The organism is Symbiobacterium turbinis (assembly GCF_055383075.1).
On the sequence record NZ_AP042433.1, the window covers coordinates 3,005,628 to 3,031,464 of the forward strand.

26 protein-coding genes are annotated in these 25,837 nt (G+C 67.2%); 23 read left to right on the forward strand and 3 right to left on the reverse strand.

The genetic code is table 11. The annotated features are described in order from the left end of the window. Positions 1–30: 30 nt before the first annotated feature. The 4 genes from ACZ45O_RS14425 to ACZ45O_RS14440 all read left to right on the forward strand — a co-directional run bounded on the left by ACZ45O_RS14425 (position 31) and on the right by ACZ45O_RS14440 (position 3,493). A complete protein-coding gene (locus ACZ45O_RS14425) occupies positions 31–669 on the forward strand; it encodes a hypothetical protein (RefSeq protein ID WP_464853933.1) in 639 nt (212 codons plus the stop codon). A gap of 113 nt (positions 670–782) precedes the next feature. Beyond that, the gene (gene fsa, locus ACZ45O_RS14430) at positions 783–1,433 is read left to right on the forward strand and encodes a fructose-6-phosphate aldolase (RefSeq protein ID WP_464853935.1); all 651 of its coding nucleotides are present in this window, start codon (positions 783–785) and stop codon (positions 1,431–1,433) included. Between the two features lie 211 nt (positions 1,434–1,644). Continuing rightward, positions 1,645–2,625 (forward strand): class II fructose-bisphosphatase, encoded by a 981-nt coding sequence (glpX, locus tag ACZ45O_RS14435; RefSeq protein WP_464853937.1) that lies wholly within the window; start codon positions 1,645–1,647, stop codon positions 2,623–2,625. Positions 2,626–2,686: 61 nt separating this feature from the next. After that, entirely contained in the window at positions 2,687–3,493 is an 807-nt protein-coding gene (locus tag ACZ45O_RS14440) for a M23 family metallopeptidase (protein WP_464853939.1), read from the forward strand. 268 nt (positions 3,494–3,761) lie between these two features. Here the strand turns inward: ACZ45O_RS14440 and ACZ45O_RS14445 are convergent, their stop codons facing one another. The 3 genes from ACZ45O_RS14445 to ACZ45O_RS14455 all read right to left on the reverse strand — a co-directional run bounded on the left by ACZ45O_RS14445 (position 3,762) and on the right by ACZ45O_RS14455 (position 10,913). Further along, the gene (locus ACZ45O_RS14445; protein ID WP_464853941.1) at positions 3,762–6,263 is read right to left on the reverse strand and encodes a penicillin acylase family protein; all 2,502 of its coding nucleotides are present in this window, start codon (positions 6,261–6,263) and stop codon (positions 3,762–3,764) included. Positions 6,264–6,712: 449 nt separating this feature from the next. Beyond that, positions 6,713–8,086: an IS1/IS1595 family N-terminal zinc-binding domain-containing protein gene (locus ACZ45O_RS14450; protein WP_464853943.1), complete on the reverse strand. Its 1,374-nt coding sequence runs from the start codon at positions 8,084–8,086 to the stop codon at positions 6,713–6,715. A 574-nt stretch (positions 8,087–8,660) separates the two neighbouring features. After that, the gene (locus ACZ45O_RS14455) at positions 8,661–10,913 is read right to left on the reverse strand and encodes a penicillin acylase family protein (RefSeq protein ID WP_464853945.1); all 2,253 of its coding nucleotides are present in this window, start codon (positions 10,911–10,913) and stop codon (positions 8,661–8,663) included. 217 nt (positions 10,914–11,130) lie between these two features. Between ACZ45O_RS14455 and rpmE the strand changes: the two genes are divergently transcribed. The 19 genes from rpmE (at position 11,131) to ACZ45O_RS14550 (ending at position 25,837) form a co-directional block, all read left to right on the forward strand. Continuing rightward, the gene (rpmE, locus tag ACZ45O_RS14460) at positions 11,131–11,334 is read left to right on the forward strand and encodes a 50S ribosomal protein L31 (protein ID WP_464853947.1); all 204 of its coding nucleotides are present in this window, start codon (positions 11,131–11,133) and stop codon (positions 11,332–11,334) included. Between the two features lie 90 nt (positions 11,335–11,424). After that, positions 11,425–12,297: a DUF1385 domain-containing protein gene (locus tag ACZ45O_RS14465; RefSeq protein WP_464853949.1), complete on the forward strand. Its 873-nt coding sequence runs from the start codon at positions 11,425–11,427 to the stop codon at positions 12,295–12,297. 90 nt (positions 12,298–12,387) lie between these two features. Further along, a complete protein-coding gene (gene prfA, locus ACZ45O_RS14470; RefSeq protein ID WP_464857786.1) occupies positions 12,388–13,458 on the forward strand; it encodes a peptide chain release factor 1 in 1,071 nt (356 codons plus the stop codon). A 5-nt stretch (positions 13,459–13,463) separates the two neighbouring features. Then, positions 13,464–14,498: a peptide chain release factor N(5)-glutamine methyltransferase gene (gene prmC, locus ACZ45O_RS14475; protein WP_464853950.1), complete on the forward strand. Its 1,035-nt coding sequence runs from the start codon at positions 13,464–13,466 to the stop codon at positions 14,496–14,498. Between the two features lie 250 nt (positions 14,499–14,748). Continuing rightward, entirely contained in the window at positions 14,749–15,804 is a 1,056-nt protein-coding gene (locus tag ACZ45O_RS14480) for an L-threonylcarbamoyladenylate synthase (protein ID WP_464853951.1), read from the forward strand. Beyond that, the gene (locus ACZ45O_RS14485; RefSeq protein WP_464853953.1) at positions 15,801–16,271 is read left to right on the forward strand and encodes a low molecular weight protein arginine phosphatase; all 471 of its coding nucleotides are present in this window, start codon (positions 15,801–15,803) and stop codon (positions 16,269–16,271) included. Before ACZ45O_RS14480 ends, ACZ45O_RS14485 begins: the two co-directional genes overlap by 4 nt. After that, complete coding sequence (gene rpiB, locus ACZ45O_RS14490; RefSeq protein ID WP_464853955.1) at positions 16,268–16,708, forward strand: ribose 5-phosphate isomerase B; 441 nt, start codon at positions 16,268–16,270, stop codon at positions 16,706–16,708. Before ACZ45O_RS14485 ends, rpiB begins: the two co-directional genes overlap by 4 nt. Positions 16,709–16,923: 215 nt before the next feature. Beyond that, entirely contained in the window at positions 16,924–17,457 is a 534-nt protein-coding gene (locus tag ACZ45O_RS14495) for a TIGR01440 family protein (RefSeq protein ID WP_464857788.1), read from the forward strand. 14 nt (positions 17,458–17,471) lie between these two features. Beyond that, entirely contained in the window at positions 17,472–18,101 is a 630-nt protein-coding gene (gene upp, locus ACZ45O_RS14500) for a uracil phosphoribosyltransferase (protein ID WP_464853956.1), read from the forward strand. 36 nt (positions 18,102–18,137) lie between these two features. Further along, positions 18,138–18,572, forward strand: a complete 435-nt coding sequence (locus ACZ45O_RS14505) for a deoxycytidylate deaminase (RefSeq protein WP_464853957.1) — start codon at positions 18,138–18,140, stop codon at positions 18,570–18,572. A gap of 103 nt (positions 18,573–18,675) precedes the next feature. Beyond that, a complete protein-coding gene (locus ACZ45O_RS14510) occupies positions 18,676–19,731 on the forward strand; it encodes an MraY family glycosyltransferase (protein WP_464853958.1) in 1,056 nt (351 codons plus the stop codon). A gap of 116 nt (positions 19,732–19,847) precedes the next feature. Continuing rightward, positions 19,848–21,011 (forward strand): non-hydrolyzing UDP-N-acetylglucosamine 2-epimerase, encoded by a 1,164-nt coding sequence (gene wecB / locus ACZ45O_RS14515; RefSeq protein ID WP_464853960.1) that lies wholly within the window; start codon positions 19,848–19,850, stop codon positions 21,009–21,011. 349 nt (positions 21,012–21,360) lie between these two features. Beyond that, positions 21,361–22,758 (forward strand): ISLre2-like element ISSyth3 family transposase, encoded by a 1,398-nt coding sequence (locus ACZ45O_RS14520; protein ID WP_464852581.1) that lies wholly within the window; start codon positions 21,361–21,363, stop codon positions 22,756–22,758. 185 nt (positions 22,759–22,943) lie between these two features. Beyond that, positions 22,944–23,213, forward strand: a complete 270-nt coding sequence (locus ACZ45O_RS14525; protein ID WP_464853962.1) for an AtpZ/AtpI family protein — start codon at positions 22,944–22,946, stop codon at positions 23,211–23,213. A 25-nt stretch (positions 23,214–23,238) separates the two neighbouring features. Then, positions 23,239–23,526 (forward strand): hypothetical protein, encoded by a 288-nt coding sequence (locus tag ACZ45O_RS14530; RefSeq protein ID WP_464853963.1) that lies wholly within the window; start codon positions 23,239–23,241, stop codon positions 23,524–23,526. Further along, entirely contained in the window at positions 23,523–24,296 is a 774-nt protein-coding gene (locus ACZ45O_RS14535) for a F0F1 ATP synthase subunit A (protein ID WP_464853964.1), read from the forward strand. The genes ACZ45O_RS14530 and ACZ45O_RS14535 overlap by 4 nt, the downstream gene beginning before the upstream one ends. 149 nt (positions 24,297–24,445) lie before the next feature. Next, complete coding sequence (atpE, locus tag ACZ45O_RS14540; RefSeq protein ID WP_464853966.1) at positions 24,446–24,688, forward strand: ATP synthase F0 subunit C; 243 nt, start codon at positions 24,446–24,448, stop codon at positions 24,686–24,688. Positions 24,689–24,755: 67 nt separating this feature from the next. Continuing rightward, positions 24,756–25,277 carry a F0F1 ATP synthase subunit B gene (atpF, locus tag ACZ45O_RS14545; protein ID WP_464853968.1) on the forward strand — a complete coding sequence of 174 codons (522 nt, stop codon included), beginning with the start codon at positions 24,756–24,758 and terminating at the stop codon, positions 25,275–25,277. After that, positions 25,277–25,837, forward strand: a complete 561-nt coding sequence (locus tag ACZ45O_RS14550; RefSeq protein ID WP_464853970.1) for a F0F1 ATP synthase subunit delta — start codon at positions 25,277–25,279, stop codon at positions 25,835–25,837. The genes atpF and ACZ45O_RS14550 overlap by 1 nt, the downstream gene beginning before the upstream one ends.

A 25,837-nucleotide genomic window follows, 5' to 3' on the forward strand; every position in this document is an offset into this window, starting at 1 on the left:
CAGTCCTGGCACGGATGGGGGGTGGCGGCCGTGCTGATCGCGACCAGCGTAACCGTGGCGCTCCGGTGCCCGCGTTGCGGGCGGCTGGAGCTGAGCGAACTGTCGCGGTTCACGCTCGGCCGGAGGGGTTCGCAGCGCATGGAGTGCGCGTGCGGCCACCATCTGCTTACCGTGGGTACCCGTCCCGGGCAGGTCTGGATGCAGGTGCCCTGCTACCTCTGCGACGGCATTCACTTCCGCTACTACCCCGCCGAGCAGTTCTGGGATACCGGCCTGAAGCAGATTGCCTGCGCCGAGACCGACCTGCAGCTGGGGGTCCTGGGAGACGAGGACGCCGTGGTGGAGTACGTGCGCCCCGGCCTGAGCGAGCTGGAGCGGTTCATGGACGACGAGGCCTTCGACGACTTCTTCGACGCGCCGGCGATCATGTACCAGGTGCTCTGCCAGGTGCAGGAGCTGAGCGCGCACGGCCTGCTGCGCTGCCGCTGCGGCAGCCGGGAGATCGGCGCCGACCTGTTCCCCGACCGGCTGGAGCTGATCTGCGCCGCCTGCGGCCGGCAGCAGACGGTGCCGGCGTGCTCGGAGCGGGATCTGGACGCTCTGATGCGGGCCTCTTATCTGGAGATCGGCGGCGATGTGCCGCCCCGGCGCCGCGGCAGCAAGAAGTGAGCCGGGGACGGTTCTGAGGAGGGTGGGCCGGGGAAACCCCGGCCCTTTTCGTGTTGCTGCGGCTGTGGTAATCTGGGCTCGTAGCCATGCGGATCCAGAGAGGAGCGTTTCACATGAAGCTGTTCATCGACACCGCCAACGTGGAGGACATCCGCGAGGTGGCCTCGTGGGGTGTGCTCAGCGGTGTCACGACCAACCCCTCGCTGGTGGCGAAAGAGGGGCGCGACTTCATGCAGGTGCTGCGGGAGATCCTGGAGATCGTGGACGGCCCGATCAGCGCCGAGGTGCTCAGCCTGCAGGCCGACGACATGGTAGCCGAGGCGAAGCAGTACTACGAGCTGCACGAGAACATCGTGATCAAGCTGCCGATGACGGCCGAGGGGCTGAAGGCCTGCGCGCGGCTCAGCGACAAGGGCGTGCGCTGCAACATGACCCTGATCTTCAACCCGAACCAGGCCCTGCTCTGCGCCCGGGCCGGCGCGGCGTTCGTCTCGCCCTTCGTGGGCCGGCTGGACGACATCTCCACCGACGGCATCCAGCTCATCGCTGACGTGGCCGAGATCTTCGACCTGCACGGGATTGACACGGAGATCATCGCCGCATCGATCCGCACCCCCGGCCAGGTGGTGGAGGCGGCGAAGGCGGGGGCGCACATCGCCACGATCCCGCCGAAGGTGTTTCACCAGATGCTGAAGCACCCGCTGACCGACTCGGGAATTGAGCGCTTCCTGAAGGACTGGGAGGCCGCCCGGGGCCGGGTGTGAGGGCGTGCGCACGAGGTCCGGCTGGGTTGAGCCGGGCCTCTGCGTGTTGGCGATGAACCGGGGCGATTCCGGTGCGTTGCGCCGTCCGGTACGTTGCGCTATCCGGTACGTTGCGCTGTCCGGTACGTTGCGCTTTCCGGTGCTTGCGTTTTCATGCGCTTTCAAATGAGGTTGGGCGTTCGCTGCTGCCCAAGCAGAGGAGGTTGCGCAGGTGGAACGGGAACTGGGGTTGGAGCTGGTACGGGTGACCGAGGCGGCGGCCCTGGCCAGTGCGCGCTGGATGGGCCGCGGCGACAAGGAGCTGGCGGACCGCCTGGCGGTGGACGCCATGCGGGCCGGGTTCGACAAGGTGCATATCGACGGCGTGGTGGTCATCGGCGAGGGGGAAATGGATGAGGCGCCCATGCTCTACATCGGCGAGCGTGTGGGCGCCGGCGGCATTGCGGCCGATGTGGCGGTTGACCCCGTGGAGGGGACGAACCTGGTGGCGAAGGGGCTCAACGGGGCCATCGCCGTCGTGGCCGTGGCGCCGCAGGGGCAGCTCCTGCACGCGCCCGACATGTATATGGAGAAGATCGCCGTGGGCCCGCGCGCCAAGGGCTGCATCGACATCACCGCTCCGATCACGGCCAACCTGAAGTGGGTCGCCCAGGCCAAGGGCAAGGACGTGAGCGACCTGACGGTCGTGATTCTGGACCGGCCGCGCCACGAGCAGCTGATCCAGGAGTGCCGGGATGCCGGGGCGCGCATCAAGCTCATCTCGGACGGCGACGTTGCGCCGGCGGTGGCGGCGGCCATCGACGAGACCGGCGTCGACATCCTGATGGGCATCGGCGGCGCGCCGGAGGGCGTGCTGGCCGCGGCGGCCCTGAAGTGCCTGGGCGGCGACATCCAGGCCCGGCTGAAGCCCCAGAACGAGGAGCAGTACAAGCGCTGCCAGGAGATGGGCCTGAAGGACCCGAATCAGGTGCTGCTGCTCGACGACCTGGTGAAGAGCGAGGACGTGTACTTCGCCGCCACGGGCATCACCGACGGCGACCTGCTCCGGGGCGTGCGCTACTCGGGCCAGAACCGGGCCATCACCCACTCCATCGCCCTGCGGGGCCGCACAGGCACCATGCGGTTCATCGAGGCCACGCACATGCTCGACCGCAAGCCGCACTGGTACCGCGACGCCGGCGTGCGTCCGTGAGGCATCATCCCCCGGCGCTCTGAATAGACCTGTCCTGTAGTGGGATGGGGGTGAACCGGGGGTGCAGCCGAGAGGGAGCGGATGGCAGCGCATCAGCCGGGAGGAACTGGAACGCTTGCGGGCGGGCCGCTCACCTGCGCGCCGCGGGCCTGAGCGCCATCGCGCGTCGGGCCGCAGCGGTTGGGGCGACCGCGCTGCGGACCACTCCGGGCTCCCTCCGGTTATCGTCGGGCTGATCGTCATCTGTCTGGTGCTGGGCGCCGGCTACCTGGGCTGGCGCCAGGCCGTCGAACCCGCCGCGCCCGCGGGAGGGCTTCCGCCCGCGCGCGGCGGGTTTCTCGTCGCGGCGCCGCACGCGGCTGCTGCGTCGGTGGACAGGCCTGAGAGGCTTGCCCGCTGGCGGCGGGCGGCCGAGGCGGTGATGGCCGCCCGGGGCGGTGCCCGGCGGGCCGCCGGCGTTCAGCAGGGGACTAACCCGGTCGCAGGGCTCTCCGGAGCGTTTGCCTGGCCTGTCTCGGCCCCCATCAGCTCGCACTTCGGCCCCAGGTGGGGGCGCCATCACAACGGCATCGACTTGGCGGCGGACCACGGCGACGAGATTCGGGCCAGCCGTGCCGGCGACGTCTGGCTGGCGGGCGAGGTGGAGGGTTACGGGCTGACGGTGGTGATCGGCCACGATGACGGCAGCCGCACGCTCTACGCCCACGCCTCGGCGCTGCTGGTGGAGGCCGGGGACCGGGTGGAGCAGGGGCAGCCCATCGCGCGGGTGGGCGACACCGGGAACTCCACCGGGCCCCACCTGCACTTTGAGATCATCGTGAACGACCGGCCGGTCGACCCGCTCGACTACCTGCCGCCCCGGAAGTGACAACTATCCACGGAAATTTCCCCAGGCGAAACGAACTTATCCACATTACCCACAGACGCCTGTTGACAAATTTTCGTACAAAATTACACTTCAAGTTGTAGGCAGATCGCCCCAGACGACTTGATTGAAACCTATGAACCAGGATTCGGGCCGATACCTGAGCCGTGGGTGCTGGCGAATCATGTCGACAGGGGACCTCCTGAGTCATCCTCAGGGGGCCCCCTGTTGTCGATGCTCACTGCGCTTCCGCTGCCAAACGGACGCAGACTCAGGGTTGGGCGCCTGCCTCCGCTGCCGGTAAGAGCCGTAGGGTCCGGCCTTCCCTGTAGTTGGAGAAGTTGCGGCTGATCAGCCCGCCCTGGCTGTGCAGGCCGGACTGGTCGTCATAGTTGGGGCTCAGGAAGTGGCCGGACTGGCCGGGCGTCACGATGGAGCGGCTGTTCCCCGTGGGATCGGCCAGGTCGACCACCTGGCGCCACGGCGCGAAGGTGCTAACCATCCCGTCGCTGCCGTAGGACATGGCCCCTACGGTGACGCCACTGCCCCCGATGGGGTAGGTCTTCGGGTTTAGCAGCCAGCCCAGGGGCGCTGCCGCCGCACCCACGGGATGAGGCGGCTGGAGCCGGTGGAACTTGCCCCAGGACCAGCGGTTTGGATCCGACCCCTGCATGGCGACCGCCTTGTCGACCGCGGCCGCAAATGAGGCCGCCGCCAGCCGCTCCAGCCCGCCGGCCCGCTGAATCCAGCCGTTGGGCCGGCCTTCCGCGGCCTCCAGCAGGGCCATGTCGGTCACGTTCCCCTTGTCCGCCATGCGCTTGAAGAGCTCTTCGCCCATCAGCGGCTCGTAGAGCATCCGGGTCAGCTCGTTCCACCAGAGGTGGAAGATGAGCGGCTGGGGCTGGTCGGCGCTGTCGACCATGTCCCATGACTTCAGCAGGTCGACCGCGGCGGCAGCCGTCCCGGTGAACCCGGCCCGCTCCACCGCCGGCAGCAGCACCGGCAGCAGGGTGCGCGCGTGCAGGTTGGTGTAGTCAACCTGCATCGCCTGCATGTCGTCGGCGGTGAGGTCGCCGAACTGGGCCTCGATCATCTCGACGATGCGCATGGCCCGGTAGGGCTGAGCCCAGGAGTAGGTGAGGAAGTAGGGGTAGGCGTCGTCGATGACCTTGTTGTTCGCCGTGACGATGTACCCCTCAGGCGGGTTGACGGCCTCGGGCATCTGGTCGAAGGGGATGAAGCCGGTCCACTCGTACTCGTCGGTCCACCCCGGAACCGGCAACAGCCCGTCGCCCTGCCGGCGGATGGGCACCAGCCCGCCGGTGCGGTAGGCGATGGTGCCCTCCACGTCGGCGAAGACGAAGTTCTGGGTCGGCACCTGGAAGGAGCGCAGGGCCTCGCGGAACTCCGCCCAGTTCTGCGCCTTTGGAAACAGAAGCACGGCCTCCAGTTCAGGTGTGGCCATGTGGGCGGTCCACTTCAGGGCCAGGGCCTCCTCGGGCCGGTTGTCCGGATCGCCGACCACCTCCGAGATGATGGGGCCGTGACGGGTCACCACCACCTCAAAGGGGACGGGGTCCTGCCCCTTGACGGGGATGAACTCCCGGTACACCTGCGCGTCTTCCCACCGCCCCATGTACTCGAACTGGTAGGGGTTGTCGGGGTTGCGCCGCTCGATGTACAGGTCTTGCACGTCGGGGTTGGTGTTGGTGACGCCCCAGGCGATGCGGTCGTTCTGACCGATGACGATGCCCGGCGCGCCGGGGAACATGACGCCGTAAGCGTTGATGAGCCCCGGGACCACCAGGTGCTGCTCGTACCAGATAGACGGGGTGCGGGCGCCCAGGTGCGGGTCGTTGGCCAGCAGCGGCCGGCCAGAGCGGGTGCCCTCCCCGGCGATGACCCAGTTGTTGGAGCCGCGGGCCTCATCGGGCTCGGGCAGGAGGGCCAGGAGGCCGGTCAGGTCAAGGGTGGAGCCCGGGAGCTGCCCGGGGTCCGCTGCGTCGGGGTCCGCTGCGCCGGGCGCCTGGGCCGCCTGAGGCGCTTGCGCCGCCTGGGCCGCCTGATGGGAGCGGTAGCGGATCATGGTGACGCCGTCTTCGGGATACACGGGCATCAGCTCGTCGGCCAGTTCAGGCCCGACCTGGTTGCGCAGCTGGAGCCGGTAGACCTCTGCCTCGAAGTTGCCGCCCAGGTCATAGGCCATGATCTTGCCGATGAGGGCGGAGTCGACCGGCGACCAGGGCTCGGGCACGTAGCCCAGCAGCGTGAACTCGATCGGCAGCCGGTTCTGGGCCGTCGCTTCGGCGATGAAGGCGTTCACACCGGTGGCGTAGGCCTCCAACAACTCCTTCGCCCACGGTTGGTATGACTGAACGGAGGCCTCGGCCGCACGCCTCAGGTTCAGGGCCCGGAAGAACTTGTCCGTTTCAAGCTGGCTGGGGCCGATGACCTCGGCCAGGCGGCCCGCGGCGGCGCGCCGGGTCAGATCCATCTGGAACAGGCGGTCCTGGGCCACCACGTAGCCCTGGGCCATGTAGAGATCGTGCTCGTTTTCGGCCTCGATGTGCGGCACGCCCCACTCGTCCCGGTACACCGTCACCGGCGCCCTGAGACCGGGCAGGGCCAGTTCCCCGCTCACCTGCGGCAGACTGCGCCGGGCGAAGGCATACCCGCCGCCTATGGCCAGGAGCAGGAGAATCACCAGGGCAAGGGCGGTGTAGCCGATCCAGCGGGCTACCCTCCGCGTGCGCCGCTGCGTTACGACTGACATGATTCATCCCCCACGTTGATATGGTGGAGGATGTATTCTGCACTCTATTCGGATAAACCTGTTTAGTTCGACGTGAGCCAGAGCGCAGTCGCTGTTGTTAGGGCGGCTGCCTCTCATCTGCCCGACCTATGCGTTCTGTTTGCAGTTGCTGTTGCTCCCGGGTTGCTGTCGCTATCTCCTCGACCTATACCTCATCTGCCCGACCTATTCGCTCTGTTCGTTGTGAGTGTTGGTGGGGAGCCTCACGGCTTGTCAGAAGCGGGCGTTAAGGACCACGACGGAGGCGGATTGCCAGGGAACGGCTGCTGGACCGTGACGGCAGCGTGGGCCCGCTTGCGTGCCACGGCCGAAGGTTCGTATCGGTATGGCATGTCCCAGTAGGCGACGTCGTGTCGGCGCGGCAAAGCCTGCCCACGGGCAACGCTCGTGAGTCTGGGGGCTCTTGGAACTTACCACGCGGGACTCCGCAGCAACGCGCGACCATCCACCTTCGCGATGTTGGCGCCGTCCGGATACTGCACGATCCTCACGATGTCCCGGAACCAGGCCAGGTAATGGTCAAGGTATTTTGTGGCGACCCCACGGAACTGGCGGAGCCACCATGTCGGTAGGTTGGGGAACCGGATCGGGCTGGCGCTCACCTCGCCCCCGGCACCGGTCTCCCCGGCACCGGTCTCCCCGGCACCGGTCTCCCCGGCACCGGTCTCCCCGGCACCGATCGCCTCGGCATCGGTCGCTCCGGCATCGGTCCCTGCGGCACCGATCTCCCGGGCACCGGTCTCCCCGGCACCGATCGCCCCCTGCACTGGTCCGTGCGGCGCTTCCCCGGCCTGCGGTTCCACAGCCTGCGATGCCCCGGCGGCAGATCCGGGTCGCTTGCCAACAGCAGCGAACCCATCGCAGTGTACACATCCCAACGTCGCGCAGGCCTTCTCATATTCCTTCCCGCCGAAGGCATACACGCGGGAACCCGGCCGGATCATCCGGGAAAGGCCCGGTCCGATCAGTTCCGGGGTGCGCCGGCCCTGCCCCAGGATGCCCAGCTCGTATCCGCTGTCGGTCTCGGCCACCATGACGTTCACCGGCCGGCCGTCGATCAGCAGCTGGAACCGGTTGCGACCGGCGGGGGCAAGGCCGGGGCGGATGGGCCCTCCCGGTCCGATTCCCCGGCGCACGATGTTCCAGTACCCCCAGCTGCCGGGGCCGTTGGTGGTCCGGCTGCCCTTTTCGGAGTACTTCACATGGAAGGTTTCAACCCTAACGTCACCGCTCAGCTTTTCACGGGGCTGGGCGCTCAGCACCGCGAGGGCCCGGTGGCGCCAGTGGAAGGCCGTGGACAGGGCGATGCCCAGGCGGGATGCAACCTGGCGCAACGGTAGGTTGTCCGCAAGCAGTTCGACCATCTCGCGCCACTGCACCTGCTTGCGGATACGATACGCCGGGGTGCCGGTGTTGGGGCTGAAGGTGCGCCGGCAGGTCTTACAGAGATACCGCTGCACCCGCTGCCCGGAGCCCATGCGAAAACTGCCGTGCCTGATCACATGTGCTCCCCCGCACGCGGGGCAACGGCTTGGCTGCACTGGAACTACCTGCGGGACCGTGCGCGGTACCGCCCCATCGATCGCTTCCGGGACTGTCCGTGGGATAGCCCTATGGTCCACTCCCTGGACCGGCTGCGCCTGGGTGATGGGCTCCAGCTTGACGCGTCCCCTACAGGGCACTGTCGCACAGACGTGCGCTTCCGGTGTGTTGGTATCCTGTACAGTGGGAGGGCGCAGATCGACCGCAGCCGCGTCGGACAGGCAGACGGACTCCGCCGCCATAATGGCAACACCTCACACACCTGGATCCTATTGCCATTTTACCCAAACACCGGTTCGTTGTCGAGTCCCACAGGATCACCCGCGAGGGTGATTTTTCGCCTGACCCGGCCGGTGCCTCCGCCGCTTTTCACAGACCCACTGTCACTACGAACGGAACGGATGCGTGCGACGGTGGGGGTGTCCACGGTGCCACAACAGCCGACACGAACAGAACGGATACGTGAGATGGTGAGGGTGCCCACGGCCCCACAACAGCCGACACGAACAGAACGGATACGTGAGACGGTGGGGATGCCCACGGCCCCACAACAGCCGACACGAACAGACCGGATACGTGAGACGGCGGGGTGCCCGCGGCCCCACAACAGCCAACACGAACAAAACGCATACTGGCAACGGAAGGGGCACGGCGGCTCCGCCAACACCCGACTGCCCCCGCCAGATCCCTCGGCAAGCCAAGCCACGCCAACCGCGCTCAAACAACGCGAAACCAGGACGCCGTGTCACCGGCGTCCTGGTTTATCGCTTTCCGGGTCCGGGGGACGGCGTTAAGCCCCTCTGTTCGTGAGGCCACTCACCGGGCGGACGGTACCAGCCGCAGCACATCGCTCGTGCACGGGCGTGGCGGCAGCAGTTCGCCCCGCAGCCACGGCAGCAACTGTGCGGAGAACGACGGGTCGAGCGGGTGGCCGCCTGCCCCCGGGGCAAGGGTGGAAACCGCCTCGCCGGGCCGGGCGAGATCGACCAGCCGGCTGTAGGTGGTGGCGGTGGTGACGGTGCCGGCCAGCATGGGGTCCAGGCTGCTCCGGTTGAGCGTCGCCGGGCCGCCGCCCAGCGGGTGCGGGCCGAGGTCCGCCAGGCCGCCAAGGGCGGGCAGGACGTCGGCGAGGCCGTGGCGGAAGCGGATGCGGTGCTCCCGGCCCCACGACCAGCGCTCGGGGCGCCGGCCCTGCCGGGCGGTCAGATAGGCCACCGACCGGCGGAAGGCCGCCAGGGCCAGGCGGGGCAGGCCGAACTCGCCCTCAGGCGGCAGCCACGGGCTCTCCTCGCCGCGCAAGGCGCGCAGGATCAGCTGGTCGGCCGCCGCCAGACCTGCGCGGGTCATGATGAACTGGTTGAACAGCGTGAGGCCCAGGCGGGGCCGGAAGATCGCTTCCACCAGGTCGAAGTACCAGCGTTCCCACAGGCAGGCCCCGGCGGATCCGGCCGGTTCGTCCAGGCGCCAGTCCGACAGCATGAGCAGGGCCTGTTTCTCGATTTCCGAGAGGGTTTCCGGGCGCGTGCCCTGCCGCAGCCCTTCCTGCATGGTCTGCAGCAGGGGCTGGAGCAGGTTCCGGGCCTGCAGGTTCACGGTGTCGGCGGGCAGTCGTGCCAGCCGTTCCAGGGTCCAGTCGCTGCGAGACGTCACCACTTCGCGGATGCGCTCCGCCGCGTAGGCGGGCCGGCATCCCAGTGCGACGCCGTCGGCCGGGATGACCTCCTGCTGCAGTTCCGGGCCGGTCTCGAACCGGGCGACCGTGCCGTCGGCGCCGGCGTAAACCACGGTGAGGCCCGGAGCGGTCCAGTTCGACAGGGCCTCCCGGAACTCGGCGTGGGACCGCGCCTGGTTGATGCCCAGCAGGGCGGCCACCTCCCGGCCGGGCTGCAGGAGCGGCGAACGGAGCGCCACCGCGCAGTTCTGGTCCGCAGCCAGGATGGGCCCGGCGTCGCTCAGCCTCACGGTGTGGGTGACGGGCTCGGTCCGGCCCCGCACGCGGATGGTGGTCTGCTGGCTCTGCAGGGCTTCGGGCACCACGGGCACCAGCTCGGGCGCCCCGGCCTCAGAGGGGGCAATCCCCCACGCGAAGTGGCGCGACTGGCCCACCAGCAGACCGGGCAGTCCCGCCAGGGCGACCCCTTCCAGCCGGGCGCCGCCCGGTCCCTGCAGAGACAGCGGGTGGAGCGGTGACGGGGCCCTCGGGGCCGTCTCCAGGGTGCAGCCGGCGATGGGAGATCCAGATTCGGTGCGCGCGCCGCCCACAGCCCACGCGATTCCCCCCGACACGGTCTGCGGCGCCCAGGCAGCCAGGTCGCAGAGGTCGGAGAGATCGGGCGTTGGCGGGTTCTGCACAGCGGCTTGGCCGTGCAACTCGGGCCGGGCGGGGGCGCCAGCGGAGCCGAACAGGATCGACGCCCACTCAGGGCCGACTACCTGCGCGACCCGGGCCTGCACGACAGCGTCGGCCACGGGCGGAGCCACCTCGAAGGCCAGCAGTTTGGCCACGGCCAGGGAGTCGACGGCCCGCCAGGGATCCGGGACCAGCCGCGCCAGGACAAACTCCGGGGGCAGCCGCCCCGCGCTGATGAAGGCGTTGACGCCGTCGGCGTATGCCTCCAGGCAGGCCCGGACCTCATCCGGGCAGTCGGCGAAGGCGCGTTCCGCCAGCTGATACAGGCCGAGGGTGCGCATGAAGCGGTCCCGCTCCAGGAGGGGCTCGCCCAGGATCTCGGCCAGCCGGCCTGCCGCGGTGCGGCGTGCGAGTTCCATCTGCCAGAGCCGCTCCTGCGCGGCGACGAACCCCTGGGCCCGGTAGAGATCGTGCCAGTTTTCGGCAGTGATGTGCGGCGCGCCGTGTTCGTCGCGGCGGACGGCCGCGGGCGCCCGCAGTCCGGGCAGGCGTACGGTGCCCCGCTGCTGCGGGCGGCTGCGCTGCAGGCAGGCGAAGGCGGCGGCCGTCGCCAGCCCCGTCAGCACGGCCAGCGCGAGCAGCACTGCCGCGCCTGTGGCCAGCGCCGCAGCCAGGAGAACGACGATGAGCGCGCCGGCCAGGCCAAATAGGCGGAGCACAGGTTCACCCCCGCAGGTTGGGAATGCTGCACAAGTGTTTGATGACAGGTGGCGAATCTCCTGCCCGAAGTCGTTGCAACCGACAATTCGCGCGTGCTATAATGCGTTGGTACGACTCCGTCTTCGTAGACCGGCGCCCTGAAAGCAGCTGCAACTGCTCCACCGGGCGGACCGGTAACGGCGCCGGGTTCGAAGCGATAGAAAGGGAGTTTTGCGCATGAAGCCTGGTATTCATCCGAAGACGCAGAAGGCCACGATTACCTGCGGTTGCGGGGCTACTTACGAGGTCCTTTCCACCAAGGAGAACATCCGCGTCGAGATCTGCGCCAACTGCCATCCGTTCTACACGGGCAGCCGCACCTCTCGCGTGGAGGCCGGTTCCCGCATTGACCGGTTCCGCAGGAAGTACGGCCGCCGGTAGTTTCCTCAACCCTCGGAGAGAAGCAGAGCCTGCGCGCTCTGCTTTCTTCATCCGGGATGGCAGCGGTGAACGGAAGGGGGAGGGACCGGGATGAGCGTTCAGCGGGGAATCTTTGGCGGACAGGCCGTCATCGAAGGGGTTATGATGCGCGGCCCGAAGTGGATGGCCATCGCCGTGCGGCGGCCCGACGGCGACATCGCCGTGCACCGGGAAGAGGTCCGGTCGCTGATGCAGCGGTACCCGGTACTGCGCCTTCCGATTCTGCGCGGCATGGTGGCCATGGTGGAGGCCATCACCATGGGCATCGGCGCCCTGATGTTCTCGGCCAGCCAGGCCATGCCCGAGGAGGAGCAGCTCAGCAAGGGCGAGATGACCGTGACGACGGCCGTGGGCTTCGCCTTCGCCATCGCCCTGTTCGTCGTTGTGCCCACCCTGCTCACCAACTACGTGAAGGCGCTGTCTGTGACGCCGCTGGTGACCCACGTGGTGGAGGGCGCCCTCAGGCTGGGGCTCTTCATCGGCTACCTGGTGGCGATCTCGCTGATGAAGGACATCCAGCGGGTCTTCCAGTACCATGGGGCCGAGCATAAGGTGATCAATGCCTACGAAGCCGGCGATGAGCTGACGGTGGAGAACGTGCGGCGCCACTCCCGGGAGCACAAGCGCTGCGGCACGAGCTTTCTGCTCTACGTCGTGGTGATTTCCATCCTTATTTTCTCCATAGTTAATGTAGATAACGTCTGGCTGCGCGTCGTCGCCCGGCTGGGCATGCTGCCGCTGGTGGCGGGCGTGGCCTATGAGTGGATCCGCATCGCGGGCCGGTACGAGAACGCGCTGGTAAACGCCCTGAGCCGTCCGGGGATGTGGCTGCAGGGCCTGACCACGCGTGAGCCCGACGACAGCCAGCTGGAGGTGGCCATTGCCTCTTTCGAGACCGCCCGGGGCCACGGCCTGCCGGGTTAGCAACGCGTCACTCGGGGCACGGGTCCACCCGCGCCCCTTTACTGTGCCCAGAATTCGCGCAGGCGAGGTGAAACCAACATGGATGCCCGCATGAAGGAGAAGCTGGAAGGCGTCGTTCAGCGGTACGAGGACCTGACCTACAAGCTGGGCGATCCCTCTGTGATTAACAACCAGGCCGAGTTCCAGAAGGTGGCCCGCGAGCACAACCGGCTGGGACCGGTGGTGGAGAAGTTCCGGGCGTACCAGAAGGCCGAACAGGAGCTGGCCGATGTGCTGGAGATGCTGGAGGGGCCGTTGGACCCGGACGAGCGGGCCCTCTTCAACCAGGAACTGAAGGACCTGAAGGAGCAGCTGGAACAGCTCACGGATGAGCTGCGCATCCTGCTTCTGCCCCGTGATCCCAACGACGACAAGAACGTGATCATGGAGATTCGCGCCGGCGCCGGCGGCGATGAGGCCTCGCTCTTTGCGGCGGAGCTCTTCCGCATGTACACCCGCCTGGCGGAGCGCCACCGGTGGAAGACCGAGGTGCTGAGCATCAGCGAGAACGAGGCCGGGGGCATTAAGGAGGTGCTCTTCCAGATCAACGCCGAGGGCGCCTACTCCCGCCTGAAGTTTGAGGGCGGCGTGCACCGGGTGCAGCGGGTGCCGGTGACGGAGTCCCAGGGGCGCATCCACACCTCCACCGTGACGGTGGCGGTCATGCCCGAGGCGGAGGAGCTGGACGTAGAGATCAAGCCGGAGGATCTGAAGATCGAGGTCCAGCGGGCCGGCGGCGCCGGCGGGCAGCACGTGAACAAGACGGAGTCGGCGGTGCGCATGACGCACCTGCCCACCGGCATCGTGGTCTACTGCGCCGACGAGCGGTCGCAGATCCAGAACCGGGAGAAGGCCCTGCGGGTGCTGCGCTCCCGCGTGGCGGACTACTACGCCCAGCAGGCCAAGAGCGAGGAGGAGCAGCTGCGCCGGTCTCAGGTGGGCACCGGCGAGCGGTCGGAGAAGATTCGCACCTATAATTTCCCCCAGGACCGTGTGACCGACCATCGGATCGGCCTGACGGTGCACAACCTGGAGGCGATCATGGACGGCGAGATCGACCACATCATCGATGCCCTGGCCCAGCATGAGCAGGCGGCGCTGCTCCAGGGCGAGGAGGCCTGACCTGGGTGGTCCCCGCAAATAACCCCGCGGAGAGCGGTCCGATTAGGGTCGGCGAGGCGCTCGCCCGGGCCAGGACGCAACTCGCGGTAGCAGGCGTGGACGATGCGGCGCGGGAGGCCGCCTGGCTGCTGGCGCACCTGCTGGGCTGCAGCGCCGGCGCGCTGGCGGGCCGGCAGGCGGAACCGCTGGCCGCGGAGACGGCTGATGCCTATGCCAAGTTGACGGCGCGCCGCGCCGCCCGGGAGCCCCTGCAGTACATCCTCGGTACGGAGGAGTTCATGGGGCTCACGTTTCGCGTGACCCCGGCCGTGCTCATCCCCCGCCTGGACACGGCCGTGCTGGTGGAGCAGGCGGTCGCCCGACTGGAGGCGTGGGCGGCAGCCGGTCTGGCCGGGAGTGCGGCGGCGAAAGGGTCGGCTGGGAGTGCGACGGCGGAAGGGTCTGCTGCGCAGGCGGCGGGTGTGCTCCGGGTAGCGGATATCGGCACAGGCAGCGGGGCGATCGCCATCGCCGTGGCGCACCGGCTGCCGGAGGCGCACGTGGTGGCGGTGGACGTGAGCGGCGAGGCGCTGGCCGTTGCCGCGGAGAACGCCCGGCTGAACGGCGTCGCGGACCGGGTGCGCTTTCTGCAGGGCGACCTGCTGGCGCCGCTGGCGGCAGAGGAGCGACCGGTGGCCGCGCTGCCGCATGATGCGGTGGCAGCGGCGCTTCCGCCGGAGGCAGGCGGTGGGTTCGCGGCCATCCTCTCGAACCCGCCGTATATCAGCGAGGCCGAACTGACGGGGCTCATGCCCGAGGTGCGCGACTGGGAGCCGCGCCTTGCGCTTGCCGCGGGCGAGGACGGTCTGTCCTTCTTCCGCCGGCTGGCGCAGGAGGCGCCGGCGTTTCTGGTGCCCGGCGGGTTCCTGGGGGTGGAGGTGGGCATCGGTCAGGCGCAGGCCGTGGCCGGGCTGTTCCGGGAGGCCGGGCTGGTGGATGTTGCAGTCTACAAGGATACCGCCGGCGTCGACCGGGCGGTTTTTGGAAGCGTCGCATCGTAGAATGGTGCGGCGCTTTGCTTTGAAAGATGCTGTGCTTTGTTTTGGAATATGCGGCGCTTTGCTGTGCGTCCTGACGACGGCACAGCGGTGTTGTGACACGGACTTCGCCCACACTTTCCCATGATGATCTGGCAGGTTGACTCCGCATGCTATCTTCGGGCTGGTGTGTATAGATAGCGGGCAGGAAATGCCGCAGGATACCCCGAAAATTAACTGGATGCAACGGGACTCGGGAGAGGGAGGGTGGAACGTGGAACGCCTGGTGCAGGGTACGCGGGTGTTGCAGGTGGATCCGGTCAATCCGGAGCCGGAGGTGGTCGCAAAGGCGGCAGCGCTCCTGCGGGATGGCGATGTGGTGGCGTTTCCCACGGAGACCGTCTACGGCCTGGGTGCCAACGCCCTCGACGGCGAAGCCGTGGGGCGAATCTTCGCGGCGAAGGGCCGTCCGTCCGATAACCCGTTGATCGTGCACATCGCCGACACGGCGCAGTTGGAAGGGCTGGTGGCGTCGGTGCCGGCCAAGGCCGAGCGGCTGATGGACTGTTACTGGCCCGGGCCGCTCACCCTGGTCATGCACAAGGGACCGGCCGTGCCGCCGGAGGTCACCGGCGGTCTGGATACGGTGGGCATCCGCATGCCTGACCACCCGGTCGCCCTGGCCCTGATCCGCGCCGCGGGCGTTCCCGTGGCCGCGCCCAGCGCCAACGTATCCGGCAAGCCGAGCCCCACCGCGGCCGAGCACGTGCTGGAGGACCTGGCCGGCCGCATCCCCGCCGTGCTGGACGGCGGCGAGACCGGCGTCGGCGTGGAGTCCACGGTGCTGGACGTGACCACCGACCCGCCGGTGATCCTGCGTCCCGGCGGCGTGACCCGTGAGGAGCTGGAGGCGGCCATCGGGCCGGTGGAGCTGGCCTCGATGAGCGGCGAGTGCGAGAAGCCGCGTTCGCCGGGCATGAAGTACCGGCACTACGCGCCCCGGGCGCCGCTGATTCTGGTGGACGGCCCGGTGCTGGAGATGCAGGAGAAGATCCGCGACCTCGCCATGGAGTACGCCGAGGAGGGGAAGCGGGTGGGCATCCTGTGCAGCGCCGAGAGCCGGGGCGTCTACGTGGCCTCGGTGGTCCTGGAATACGGGGCCAGGGGGGACCTGGCCGGGATCGCCAGCGACCTGTTCGCCACCCTGCGCGCCTTCGACCGGCACCAGGTCGATGTGATCATCGCCGAAGGGGTGCCCGAGGAGGGGCTGGGGCTGGCCATCATGAACCGCCTGCGCCGGGCGGCCGGCGGGCGGGTGATTAAGATATGAAGGTGCAGAAGGTCCTGCTGGTCTGCTCGGGCAATACCTGCCGGAGCCCCATGGCGGCGGCGCTGCTGCGTGAGATCTGGCGGCGCGCCGACCCCGGGTGGGAGCTGCAGGTCGACTCGGCCGGCACGGGCGCTTTTCCGGGCCTGCCCGCAGCCGGCAACGCCGTGGCGGCGATGCAGGCGCGGGGCATCGACCTGAGCGGCCACCGGTCGCAGACGGTCGCCGGCCTGGAGGGCTATGACCTGGTGCTGGGCATGACGCGGGCCCACCGCGACGCCCTGCGCACCCGGTTTCCTGCGCACGCTGACCGCATCTTCACCCTGGCGGAGTACGCCGGGACCGGGGGCGACCTGTCGGACCCCTTCGGCGGGTCCCTGGAGGTTTACGAGGAGACCGCGCGGGCGCTGGAGCATCTGCTGAAAGCTGTAGTTGAGCGAATTCGCCGGGAAGGAAGTGGAACGCAGTGAAGGTGGCCGTGGCGAGCGATCATGGCGGCTTCGACCTGAAAGCGACGGTGATCGCGGTCCTGGAGTCGCTGGGCCACGAGGTGGCGGACCTGGGCACCCACGACCGGAACTCCTGTGACTACCCTGATTATGCGCAGAAGGTGGCGGAAGGCGTCGCGGCCGGCGAGTACGAGCGCGGCGTCCTGATCTGCGGCACCGGCCTGGGCATGTCCATCGCGGCCAACAAGGTGGCCGGCGTGCGGGCGGCCCTGTGCAACGAGGTCTACTCGGCTCGCATGGCCCGCGCGCACAACGATGCGAACGTGCTCTGCATCGGGGCGCGGGTGGTGGGGTCCGGCGTGGCTGAGGAGATCGTGCGGACCTTCTTCACCGCCGAGCATGAGGGCGGGCGCCACGCCCGCCGGGTGGAGAAGATCCGCCTGTTGGAGAGGGGTTAGGAGGGGTCGCAGTGGCAGCGGAGCGGCCGGTAGCTGACGGGCAGCCGGCGGCGGAGGAGCAGCGGTTACGCGGCGGGCAGCCGGCGGCGGAGGAGCAGCGGTTACGCGGCGGGCAGCCGGCGGCGGAGGAGCAGCGGTTACGCGACGGGCAGCCGGCGGCGGAGGAGCAGCAGTTACGCGACGGGCAGCCGGTTGAGGAGGACCTGCTGGCGGCGGTGCGGGCACAGACCCGGGCGGCGGTGGAGGAGCTGCTGACCGTGGCCGGCCTGACGCCGGGGCAGGTGCTCGTGGTGGGCTGCTCGACCAGCGAGGTGATCGGACGGCGCATCGGCACCGCCGGGAGCGACGCCGTGGCAGAGGCGATCCTGGAGCCGCTGCTGGAGGCGACGCAGGCGGCCGGGGTCCACCTGGCCGTTCAGTGCTGCGAACACCTGAACCGGGCGCTGGTGGTCGAGCGGGCCGCGGCCGAGCGGTACGGCTGGGAGCGGGTGACCGTGGTGCCGGTGCCGCAGGCCGGGGGCGCGCTCGCGGCCCGGGCCATGCGGCGGATGCCGAACGCGGTGGTGGTGGAGGAGATCAGGGCCGATGCGGGACTGGACATTGGGCTGACCCTGATCGGCATGCACCTCCGGCGGGTGGCCGTGCCGGTCAGGCTGAAGACGGCCGCCATCGGGCACGCCCGGGTGGTGGCGGCCCGGACGCGGCCGAAGCTGATCGGCGGGGCCCGTGCGGTCTATGAACTGCAGTAGGGGGAGCGAGCGCGATGTCACGGGTTGTTGTCATTGACCATCCACTGATTCAGCACAAGCTCAGCATCATCCGGGACAAGGAGACGGGTCCCAAGGAGTTCCGGGAGCTGGTCAACGAGGTGGCCATGCTGATGGCCTACGAGGTGACCCGGGACCTGCCGACGGAGGAGGTGGAGGTGGAGACGCCGGTCGCCCGTGCGAAATGCCGCCGGCTGGCCGGGGAGAAGATCGGCCTGGTGCCGATCCTGCGGGCCGGGCTCGGCATGGTGCAGGGCATCCTGAACCTCTACCCCACGGCCCGGGTGGGCCACATCGGCCTCTACCGGGACCCCGAGACGCTCCAGCCCGTGGAGTATTACTGCAAGCTCCCGACGGACCTGGGGGAGCGGGAACTCTTCGTGCTCGACCCGATGCTGGCCACGGGCGGCTCGGTGGTCGCCTCGCTGGACCTGATCAAGCGGCGGGGCGGCAAGAAGATCAAGCTGCTCTGCCTGCTCGCCGCCCCGGAGGGCGTGAAGGTGGTGCAGGAGGCGCACCCGGATGTGGATATTTACCTGGCCGCTCTGGATGAGCGCCTGAACGAGCACGCGTACATCGTGCCCGGCCTGGGCGACGCCGGAGACCGGCTGTTCGGGACCAAATAGGCAGTCCGGTAGGGAGCTTGACTTCGGAGGGATTCCATGGCAAGGCCCAGTTGGGACGAGTATTTTATGGAACTGGCGCAGGTGGTTGCCAAGCGGTCGACGTGCAACCGGCGGTCGGTTGGCACCGTCTTAGTTAGGGACAAGCGTATTCTGACCACCGGCTACAACGGGTCGCCATCGGGGCTGCCGCACTGCACCGACGTGGGCTGCCTGATTGTGGACGGCCACTGTGTGCGGGCGATCCATGCGGAACAGAACGCGATCATTCAGGCTGCGCTGCACGGCATCAACCTGCGCGGGGCGACCTGCTACGTCACCAGCAGCCCGTGCGTCCACTGCGCCAAGATGCTGATTGCGGCGGGAATTGAGCGCATTGTGTACATGGACAGCTACACGGAAGAGATTGGCTTCGAAATGGCCCGGCAGGCGGGCGTTAAGATGGAACGGTTTGCTCCTTCCAGCCATTCCTAATCTTTACAAGCTCACGCTTCGCGCTTAGAATAACGAGGGTCGGAGTCAGGCATTATGTTGCCTGGGTCCATGTCGACGGACCCTGTGTAGGAGTTGAGTCAACATGCTGCAGCACGCAGGCATCGCCTTCGCGGTGGCGCTGGTGGCGTCGCTCATCCTCACGCCCCTGGCGCGCCGACTCGCCCTGCGCACGGGTACAGTGGCCCCGGTGGTCAATCGGAGCGTCCACACCGAACCCAAGCCCTTCCTGGGCGGTCTCGCGATGTACCTGGCCTTCGCCGTGGCGATGATACTGACGGGCGGCCTGCGCGATCCGCAGGTGGTGGGCATTCTGGTCTGCGGCGGCCTGCTGGTGCTGCTGGGGATCCGTGACGACCGGGTGCCCATGCGGCCGAAGGTGAAGTTCCTGGGCCAGCTGGCCATCGCCGCGCTGCTCGTCTACGTTCCGGCGTGGCAGCTGCAGGTGACCGCGATCTACAGCCCGCTGGGCGACAAGTGGGTCTCGTTCGGCCCGCTGGCGGGGCCGCTGACGATCCTCTGGATCGTGTCGTTCATCAACGTGATGAACTTCATCGACGGCCTCGACGGCCTGGCGGCCGGCATCTCCACCATCGCGGCGCTCACGCTGCTGGTGGTTTCGCTGCAGCAGGGCATGCCGTCGGCCATCCTGCTTTCGGCAGCGCTGGCGGGTTCGGCGGTCGGCTTCCTGCGGTACAACTTTAATCCCGCCAAGATCTTCATGGGCGACGCCGGCTCGATGTTCCTGGGCTTCACGCTGGCGGCGGTTTCGGTGGAGGGCGTGATGAAGAGCGCCCTGGCGGTCTCGGTGCTGGTGCCGGTGCTGGCCCTGGCGGTGCCCATCTTTGACACGGCCTTCGCCATCGTGCGGAGGCTCGCCGGCGGGCGGTCCATCGGCCAGGCCGACAAGGACCATCTGCACCACCGGCTCCTGAGGCTCGGGCTCTCCCACCGGAAGACCGTGCTGGTCATGTGGGGGGTGTCGGCAGCTCTGGGGCTTTCCGCGGTGGCCCTGACCGAGGTGAACTTCGCCGAGGCGATGGTTATCGTGGGCATCGTTCTGGCCGTGGTGCTGGCGGCAGCCCGCCGTCTGGGGCTGCTGGCGGTCACGGAGCCCCGGGAGAAGCATCCGGGCCATTGATTGTGGGAACATAGGGGAGAAGGGGGTAGGAGGGAGACCTCTTACCCCTTTTCCAGGATAGCAGCAGGCAGCCCCCGGCCCGCCGCACGGCCGGGGAGAGACGAGGAGGAGAAGGTTTGGCAAAGCGCCGGAAGGTGATGACGATATTCGGCTCCCGCCCGGAGGGCATCAAGATGGCGCCGGTGGTGCAGGCCCTGCGCCGCCACCCGGAATGGTTCGAGACGGTGGTGGTCTCCACGGGGCAGCACCGGGAGCAGCTGGACCAGGTCTTCGCGGCCTTCGGGCTCGCGGCCGACCACGACCTGGCCATCATGCAGCCCCGGCAGACGCTGACGGACATCATGGTGCGCGCCCTTTCCGGCCTGGATCAGCTCCTGGACCGGGAGCGGCCGGACCTGGTGCTGGTGCACGGCGACACGAGCACCACCGCGGCCGGGGCGCTGGCGGCCTTCTACCACAAGATCCCCGTGGGGCACGTGGAGGCCGGGCTGCGCACCTTCGACAAGTACAACCCCTACCCTGAGGAGATCAACCGGCGGATGGCGGGCATCATCGCCGACATCCAGTTCGCGCCGACCCCCCGTGCGAGGGAGCACCTGGTCTCGGAACGGGTCGACCCCGCGACGATCTTCGTGACCGGGCAGACCGGCGTCGACGCCGCCCTCACGGTGCTGGGCCAGCCGCACACCTTCACCGTGGAGGCGCTCCGGCAGGTGGACTTCAGCCGCCACCGGGTGGTGCTGATGACGGCCCACCGCCGGGAGAACCTGGGGGAGCCCATGCGGAACATGTTCCGGGCGGTCCGCGATCTGGTGGATCGCTTCCCCGACGTGCTCCTCATCTATGCCGTCCACCTGAACCCGGCGGTGCGGGAGCTGGCCTGGCCGATTCTGGACGGCCACCCGCGCATTCTGCTGCTGGATCCGCTGCCGTACCCCGATATGATTCACCTGGCTGCCAAATCCTATATGGCAATGACGGACTCGGGGGGCATTCAGGAGGAGACGCCGTCGATGGGCGTTCCCCACGTGCTGATGCGTGAGACCACCGAGCGGCCGGAGGCCCTGGAGGCAGGGGTGATCCTGCTCTCGGGCACCAGCTACGAGGGGGTCTACGCCGCCGGCGAGCGGCTGCTGACCGACCAGGCGCTCCACCAGCGGATGGCCCGGGCGCAGAACCCCTTCGGCGACGGGCAGGCGAGCCGGCGGATCGCCGAGTACCTGGCCTGGCACTTCGGGTTCCTCCCGGAGAAGCCCGGCGAGTTCGTACCCGGAAAGTGACGCGCGGCGCCGAGGCCGACGTGCAGGGCAGGGGGGAGACGCAGGGCCGGGTGGGAGACGCAGGGCCGGGGGCTAGGTCTCAGGCTGACCTGGTCAGCAGGCCGAGGCCATTGGGCCGAGGTGGGTCTTATGGCTTAGTACCCGGCTGCAAGAAGCTGCCCTTATATGCCCACTCGTTATCACCTGGTTAACCACATGGAATACTTCAATCAGATTAACGTGACCGGTGTGTGAGTAAAGTTTTCGTGGGTACAACACATTTTTTCTCCTGAAATAGCAGGACGAGAGATGTGCCCTTCCAAAGTGTTGAGATTGGCCAACAACAACACGAGGAGGGTCATCTCTCGTCATGGAACAAATTCGTGCTGCGGTGGATTTCTCCTTTCAGGAGATTGAACGTTTGGCTTGGCAACAGACACTCGACTGCTTCCGCGAGGCTTTGGTCGAGGCGCTCTCTGCGATTGACACGGCGCTGTACGAGAGCCGAGACCCGAGTCGGTATGTGTACAAGGAAATGCGGTCCCGAAACGTCGTCACCAAGTTCGGGCCGATCACGTTCCAGCGCCGCTACTACTGGGACCGCGAGGAAGAGCGTTTCGTGTTCCTGCTGGATGAGGTGTTGGGAATAGCGAAACGGCAGCGGGTGAGTGACTCGGTAAGGGCAGATGCGGTTGAAGCGTCTGTGACAGCTGGATCGTACCGGGGTGCTGCGGCAGAGCTGGAGCGGCGGGATTGCCAGGTGTTTGTCAGCCATGAAGCGATTCGGCAGTGGAACCTGCAGACCGGAAGGGCGCTTGCAGCGGCGGAAAAACAGCAGCAGATGACGTTGGCCGGTACCCGACGTGTGCGGGTCTTGTTCATCGAGGCAGACGGGTTCTGGCCAGCTCGTCAGCGTGGCAAGAAGGCAGAAGTCCGGCTGTTTGTGATTCATGAGGGTTGGATCCAGCGAGGCCCAGGTAGTAAGGAGTACAGCCTGGTGAACCGGCGCGATTTCGTGCCCGAACCGGGCAGGGATAGCTGGGAGCAGTTGAGCGAGCTTCTGGAGAGCGAGTACGACCTAAGCGAGACCTGGGTGATCATCAACGGGGACCGGGCGTTGTGGATCCGGGAGGGCGTGACGTGGTTTCCCAAGGCGCTGTACCAGATCGATCGGTTCCACCTGAAGCGGGAGTTAAACCATGTGCTGCGCCACCGGCCCCAGCGCTTAGAGCAGGCACACGCTGCACTTGAAGCAAACGATGCTGGACGGTTGCTGGCGGTGCTGGATGAAGCGCATAAAGCCGAGACCGACACGGATCGTCGTGGGAAGATGCGCCGGCTGCTGGCCGACCTCAGGACGATGCCGGAGTCAATTCGAGATTACCGTATTCGGCTGCAAGAGCGGGGCGTCAACGTTGAGGGGTTACGCGGCGTGGGCGCCGCGGAAGGGGCGGTGGAGCGGTATTCGGCACGGCTGCGGAAGGTGGGGCGGAGCTGGTCGGAAAGTGGCCTGATGGCAATGCTGCAGGTGATGGCAGCATATTATCGCGGCGCTTTACGGGGGGCCGTACAGTACGTTGAGCGTGCGTTGGGGCTTGAATCTGTGAACGCGGCTGCGGAGAAAGTGCGCCATCGGGTTCGTGAGACCGTAGGCCGGGGAGTCGATGCTGCCCGGCATGCACGCATGCCGATCCTGAACGCCGGTCGCAACAACAGCGGAGGATACTCCAAGACGTTCAGGGGGTTTGCGGGTCTGGTGACCAGGTAAAAAACGAGAACGGTAGTCAGCGTCCGTTCAAGAACCAGCTTTATACAGAACACTTTTGGAAGTGAGACGTACCCACTTTGGCTTGACAGGCCCGTGACCGGTTTCCGCCTTGTCTTTTACCAGTCACCTTAGTATAATCGGCACTAGGGATTTCAGCGGATTCTGGCGGAGGAGGTAGCGCCAGAGTGTATCGCCGATCCCCCCGGCGTTCACCCTACCTATTTGCGGCGATCGATTTCGGCTACACGCTGCTGGCCTCCCTGGGGATCTTCGGGGGACTGGGGTGGTGGCTGGACGGCCGGCTGAATACCGCACCCCTGTTTCTGATCGCCGGCATCCTTCTCGGGCTCGCGGTGGCGTTCAACGGCCTTCTGCGCCGGCTGAAGGCCATCGACCGGGCGGCGAAGGCGGCGAAAGAAGAGGCCAGGCAGAAGAGGTCGAATGGAGAGCCCTGACCCCGGTCAGGGGGAGAGGGTCATCGTGGCAGCAGTGCTGGCAGGGGTCTTGTTCGGATGCGTTTGGGGCTTTGCATGCAACCTCCTGCTCTTTCGGAAGATGGCCAATAACCGGGCCGCGGGTGTGGACTCACTGCGCGGTATTGGCGCTGTTTTTTTTGTGCGGTACGTGCTCGACGCCGCTGCGCTGATCCTGTTCTACCTGATCGTGCGCAACGTGCACTCCCTGGTGGCAGCGGCGCTGTCGATCACGGCGGCCGTCAAAGCCTCTCTTTTCCACGTCTACGCCCGGAAGGGGGGGAAATTTGAGTGACAACATTCTTGTTCAGCCTCGCCGAAGCGGGGGGCGCGCGGGAGTTCCATATTCACACACCCTTCCCGGTGCTGTTCGAAGGTACCCTCTTCGAGATCAACAACATGATCATCACGCAGTGGCTGATCGTGGCCGGCCTGCTTGCAGTGGCGTTTGTCATCAACCGGGCCGTGCTGAGCGGCCGCCAGACCAAGCTGCGTGGCTCCCTGGAGCTGCTGACCGACTTCCTGGAGGGCTGGTTCGCCTCCTTCATCGGCAGCCGCCAGTACGCTCGGCAGTACATGCCCCTGCTTGGCACGCTGTTCATCTTCATTCTTGTATCCAACTACCTGGGTGTGGTGCCCACGGTCGGCTACGGGCTCTTTGCGCCGACGGGCCGCTGGGGAACCACGCTGGGGCTCGGCATCGTGGTGGCCATCGCCGTCCAGGTGATCGCCATCCGCACGCTGGGCACCGGCGGCTGGATCAAGCACCTGCTGCACCTGGGTCCCCTCTCGCTTCTGGAAGAGTTTGTGCACCCGTTCTCGCTGTCGCTCCGTCTCTTCGGCAACATCTTCGGCGAAGAGACGCTGTTGGCGGTGATCATCTTCCTTGCTCCGATGATCGCGCCGATTCCCATCATGGTGCTGAGCCTGGTGTTCGGCGCCCTGCAGGCGGTGGTGTTCACCACCCTGACCGCCATCTACATCGGCGCCGTGCTGGAATCGCACCAGGCCCACATGCCTGACCCGGAAGGGGAGGCGCAACACGAGCCGGTTCCCGCCCAGTAGGGCACTGACAAGCCAAGGTTTAGCTTTCCTCCCCCTCTAGGGAAGGCGTTCCCTTCCTTTACCCAAAGGGAGGATTGACTAAGAGGGCCTTCGCGCCCGAACACTTTACGAAATGACTCTCTGGCTAGAGAAGGAGGGGAATCCGCACCATGACCAATCTTGCCTGGGTCGCTATTGCTGCCGCCCTCAGCATCTCGGTCGCCGCGATCGGCGCTACCGTGGCGCAGGGTAAGGCGACCGCCTCTGCGATGGACGCCATCTGGCGCCAGCCCGAGGCCGCCAACGACGTCCGTGGCGCGCTGATCGTTGCGCTCGCGCTGATGGAGGCCATCGCGATTTACGGCCTGCTGATCGGTCTGTTGATCATCTTCATGCTCGGCGGTAGGGTTTAGGCTCGAAGGGGGCGACCCGGGGCTAGTCACCTCCGGTCGCCCCCTACTAGAGAGGGGGGAACTCTTTTTGGACATCTTTCTGTTCACGCTCGCTGAGGACATCAATATTTTCCCCGAGCCCAACGAGCTGATCTGGACGATTATCAACTTCGCCATCCTGCTCTGGGGCATGCACCGGTTCCTCTACAAGCCCCTCCTCGGCGCCATTCAGGCCCGCGAAGATGAGATCAACAACAACCTGAAGAAGGCGGCCGAGGACCGGGCAGAGGCCGAGCGGCTGCGCCGGGAGTTTGAGGCGCAGATCGCCAACGCCCAGCGCGAGGCGCAGGAGATCATCAATACGGCCGTGAAGAACGCGACGGCCACGAAGGAGCAGATCGAGGCCGACGCTCGGGCCAGGGCGTCGGAGCTCCTGGAGAACGCCACCAAGACCATCGAGCGGGAGAAGGCGAAGGCTCTGGCCGAACTGCGGCTTGAGGTCGCCAACCTGGCGGTGGCGGTGGCCGGAAAGGTGATCGAGAAGAACCTCGACACCGAAGAGCAGCGGCGGCTCGCTGACAGCTTCGTGGCAGAGGTGGCGAAGCACTGATGTTGAACCACGCCATCTCCCGGCGCTATGCCAGGGCCCTCTTCGAACTGGCCCAGGAGAAAGGGCTGCTGGACCAAACCAACCGCGAGCTCGAGCTCGTGGTCAATATGTACGAGGCAGACGGCTACCTGCGGGCCTTCATGAACGACGTGATGGTCTCGCCCTCCAAGAAGCGCGAAGTGCTGAGCGGCGTGCTTGAGGGCAAGGTCTCCCCGCTGGTGCTGAACTTCCTCTTCGTGGTGGTGCAGAAGCGGCGGGAGCCGTACCTGCCCTCCATCTATCGCGCGTTTCAGGACCTGGCCAACGAAGCCCTCGGGTTCGTGGAGGTCGAGGTCCGTTCTGCCGTTCCTTTGCAGGAGGAGACGGCGCGGAACCTGGAGGCCAGGCTTGGCGCCAAACTGGGCAAACGTGTGAAGCTGAGGACCCAGGTCGCCCCCGAAATGATCGGCGGCCTGGCCGTGCGGGTGGGCGATACGCTGATGGACGGCTCGGTGCGTACCCGCCTGCGCCGCATGCATGAGCGGCTGATCAGTACGCAATCCAACGTCATTGAGGGGTGA

Bases quoted from the DNA above. Each gene is read 5' to 3' on its own strand.
- fsa (WP_464853935.1), top strand. From the start codon at position 783: ATGAAGCTGTTCATCGACACCGCCAACGTGGAGGACATCCGCGAGGTG.
- ACZ45O_RS14445 (WP_464853941.1), bottom strand. From the start codon at position 6,263: ATGTCAGTCGTAACGCAGCGGCGCACGCGGAGGGTAGCCCGCTGGATC.
- ACZ45O_RS14450 (WP_464853943.1), bottom strand. From the start codon at position 8,086: ATGGCGGCGGAGTCCGTCTGCCTGTCCGACGCGGCTGCGGTCGATCTG.
- rpmE (WP_464853947.1), top strand. From the start codon at position 11,131: ATGAAGCCTGGTATTCATCCGAAGACGCAGAAGGCCACGATTACCTGC.
- ACZ45O_RS14465 (WP_464853949.1), top strand. From the start codon at position 11,425: ATGAGCGTTCAGCGGGGAATCTTTGGCGGACAGGCCGTCATCGAAGGG.
- prfA (WP_464857786.1), top strand. From the start codon at position 12,388: ATGAAGGAGAAGCTGGAAGGCGTCGTTCAGCGGTACGAGGACCTGACC.
- ACZ45O_RS14485 (WP_464853953.1), top strand. From the start codon at position 15,801: ATGAAGGTGCAGAAGGTCCTGCTGGTCTGCTCGGGCAATACCTGCCGG.
- upp (WP_464853956.1), top strand. From the start codon at position 17,472: ATGTCACGGGTTGTTGTCATTGACCATCCACTGATTCAGCACAAGCTC.
- ACZ45O_RS14505 (WP_464853957.1), top strand. From the start codon at position 18,138: ATGGCAAGGCCCAGTTGGGACGAGTATTTTATGGAACTGGCGCAGGTG.
- ACZ45O_RS14510 (WP_464853958.1), top strand. From the start codon at position 18,676: ATGCTGCAGCACGCAGGCATCGCCTTCGCGGTGGCGCTGGTGGCGTCG.
- ACZ45O_RS14520 (WP_464852581.1), top strand. From the start codon at position 21,361: ATGGAACAAATTCGTGCTGCGGTGGATTTCTCCTTTCAGGAGATTGAA.
- atpE (WP_464853966.1), top strand. From the start codon at position 24,446: ATGACCAATCTTGCCTGGGTCGCTATTGCTGCCGCCCTCAGCATCTCG.
- ACZ45O_RS14550 (WP_464853970.1), top strand. From the start codon at position 25,277: ATGTTGAACCACGCCATCTCCCGGCGCTATGCCAGGGCCCTCTTCGAA.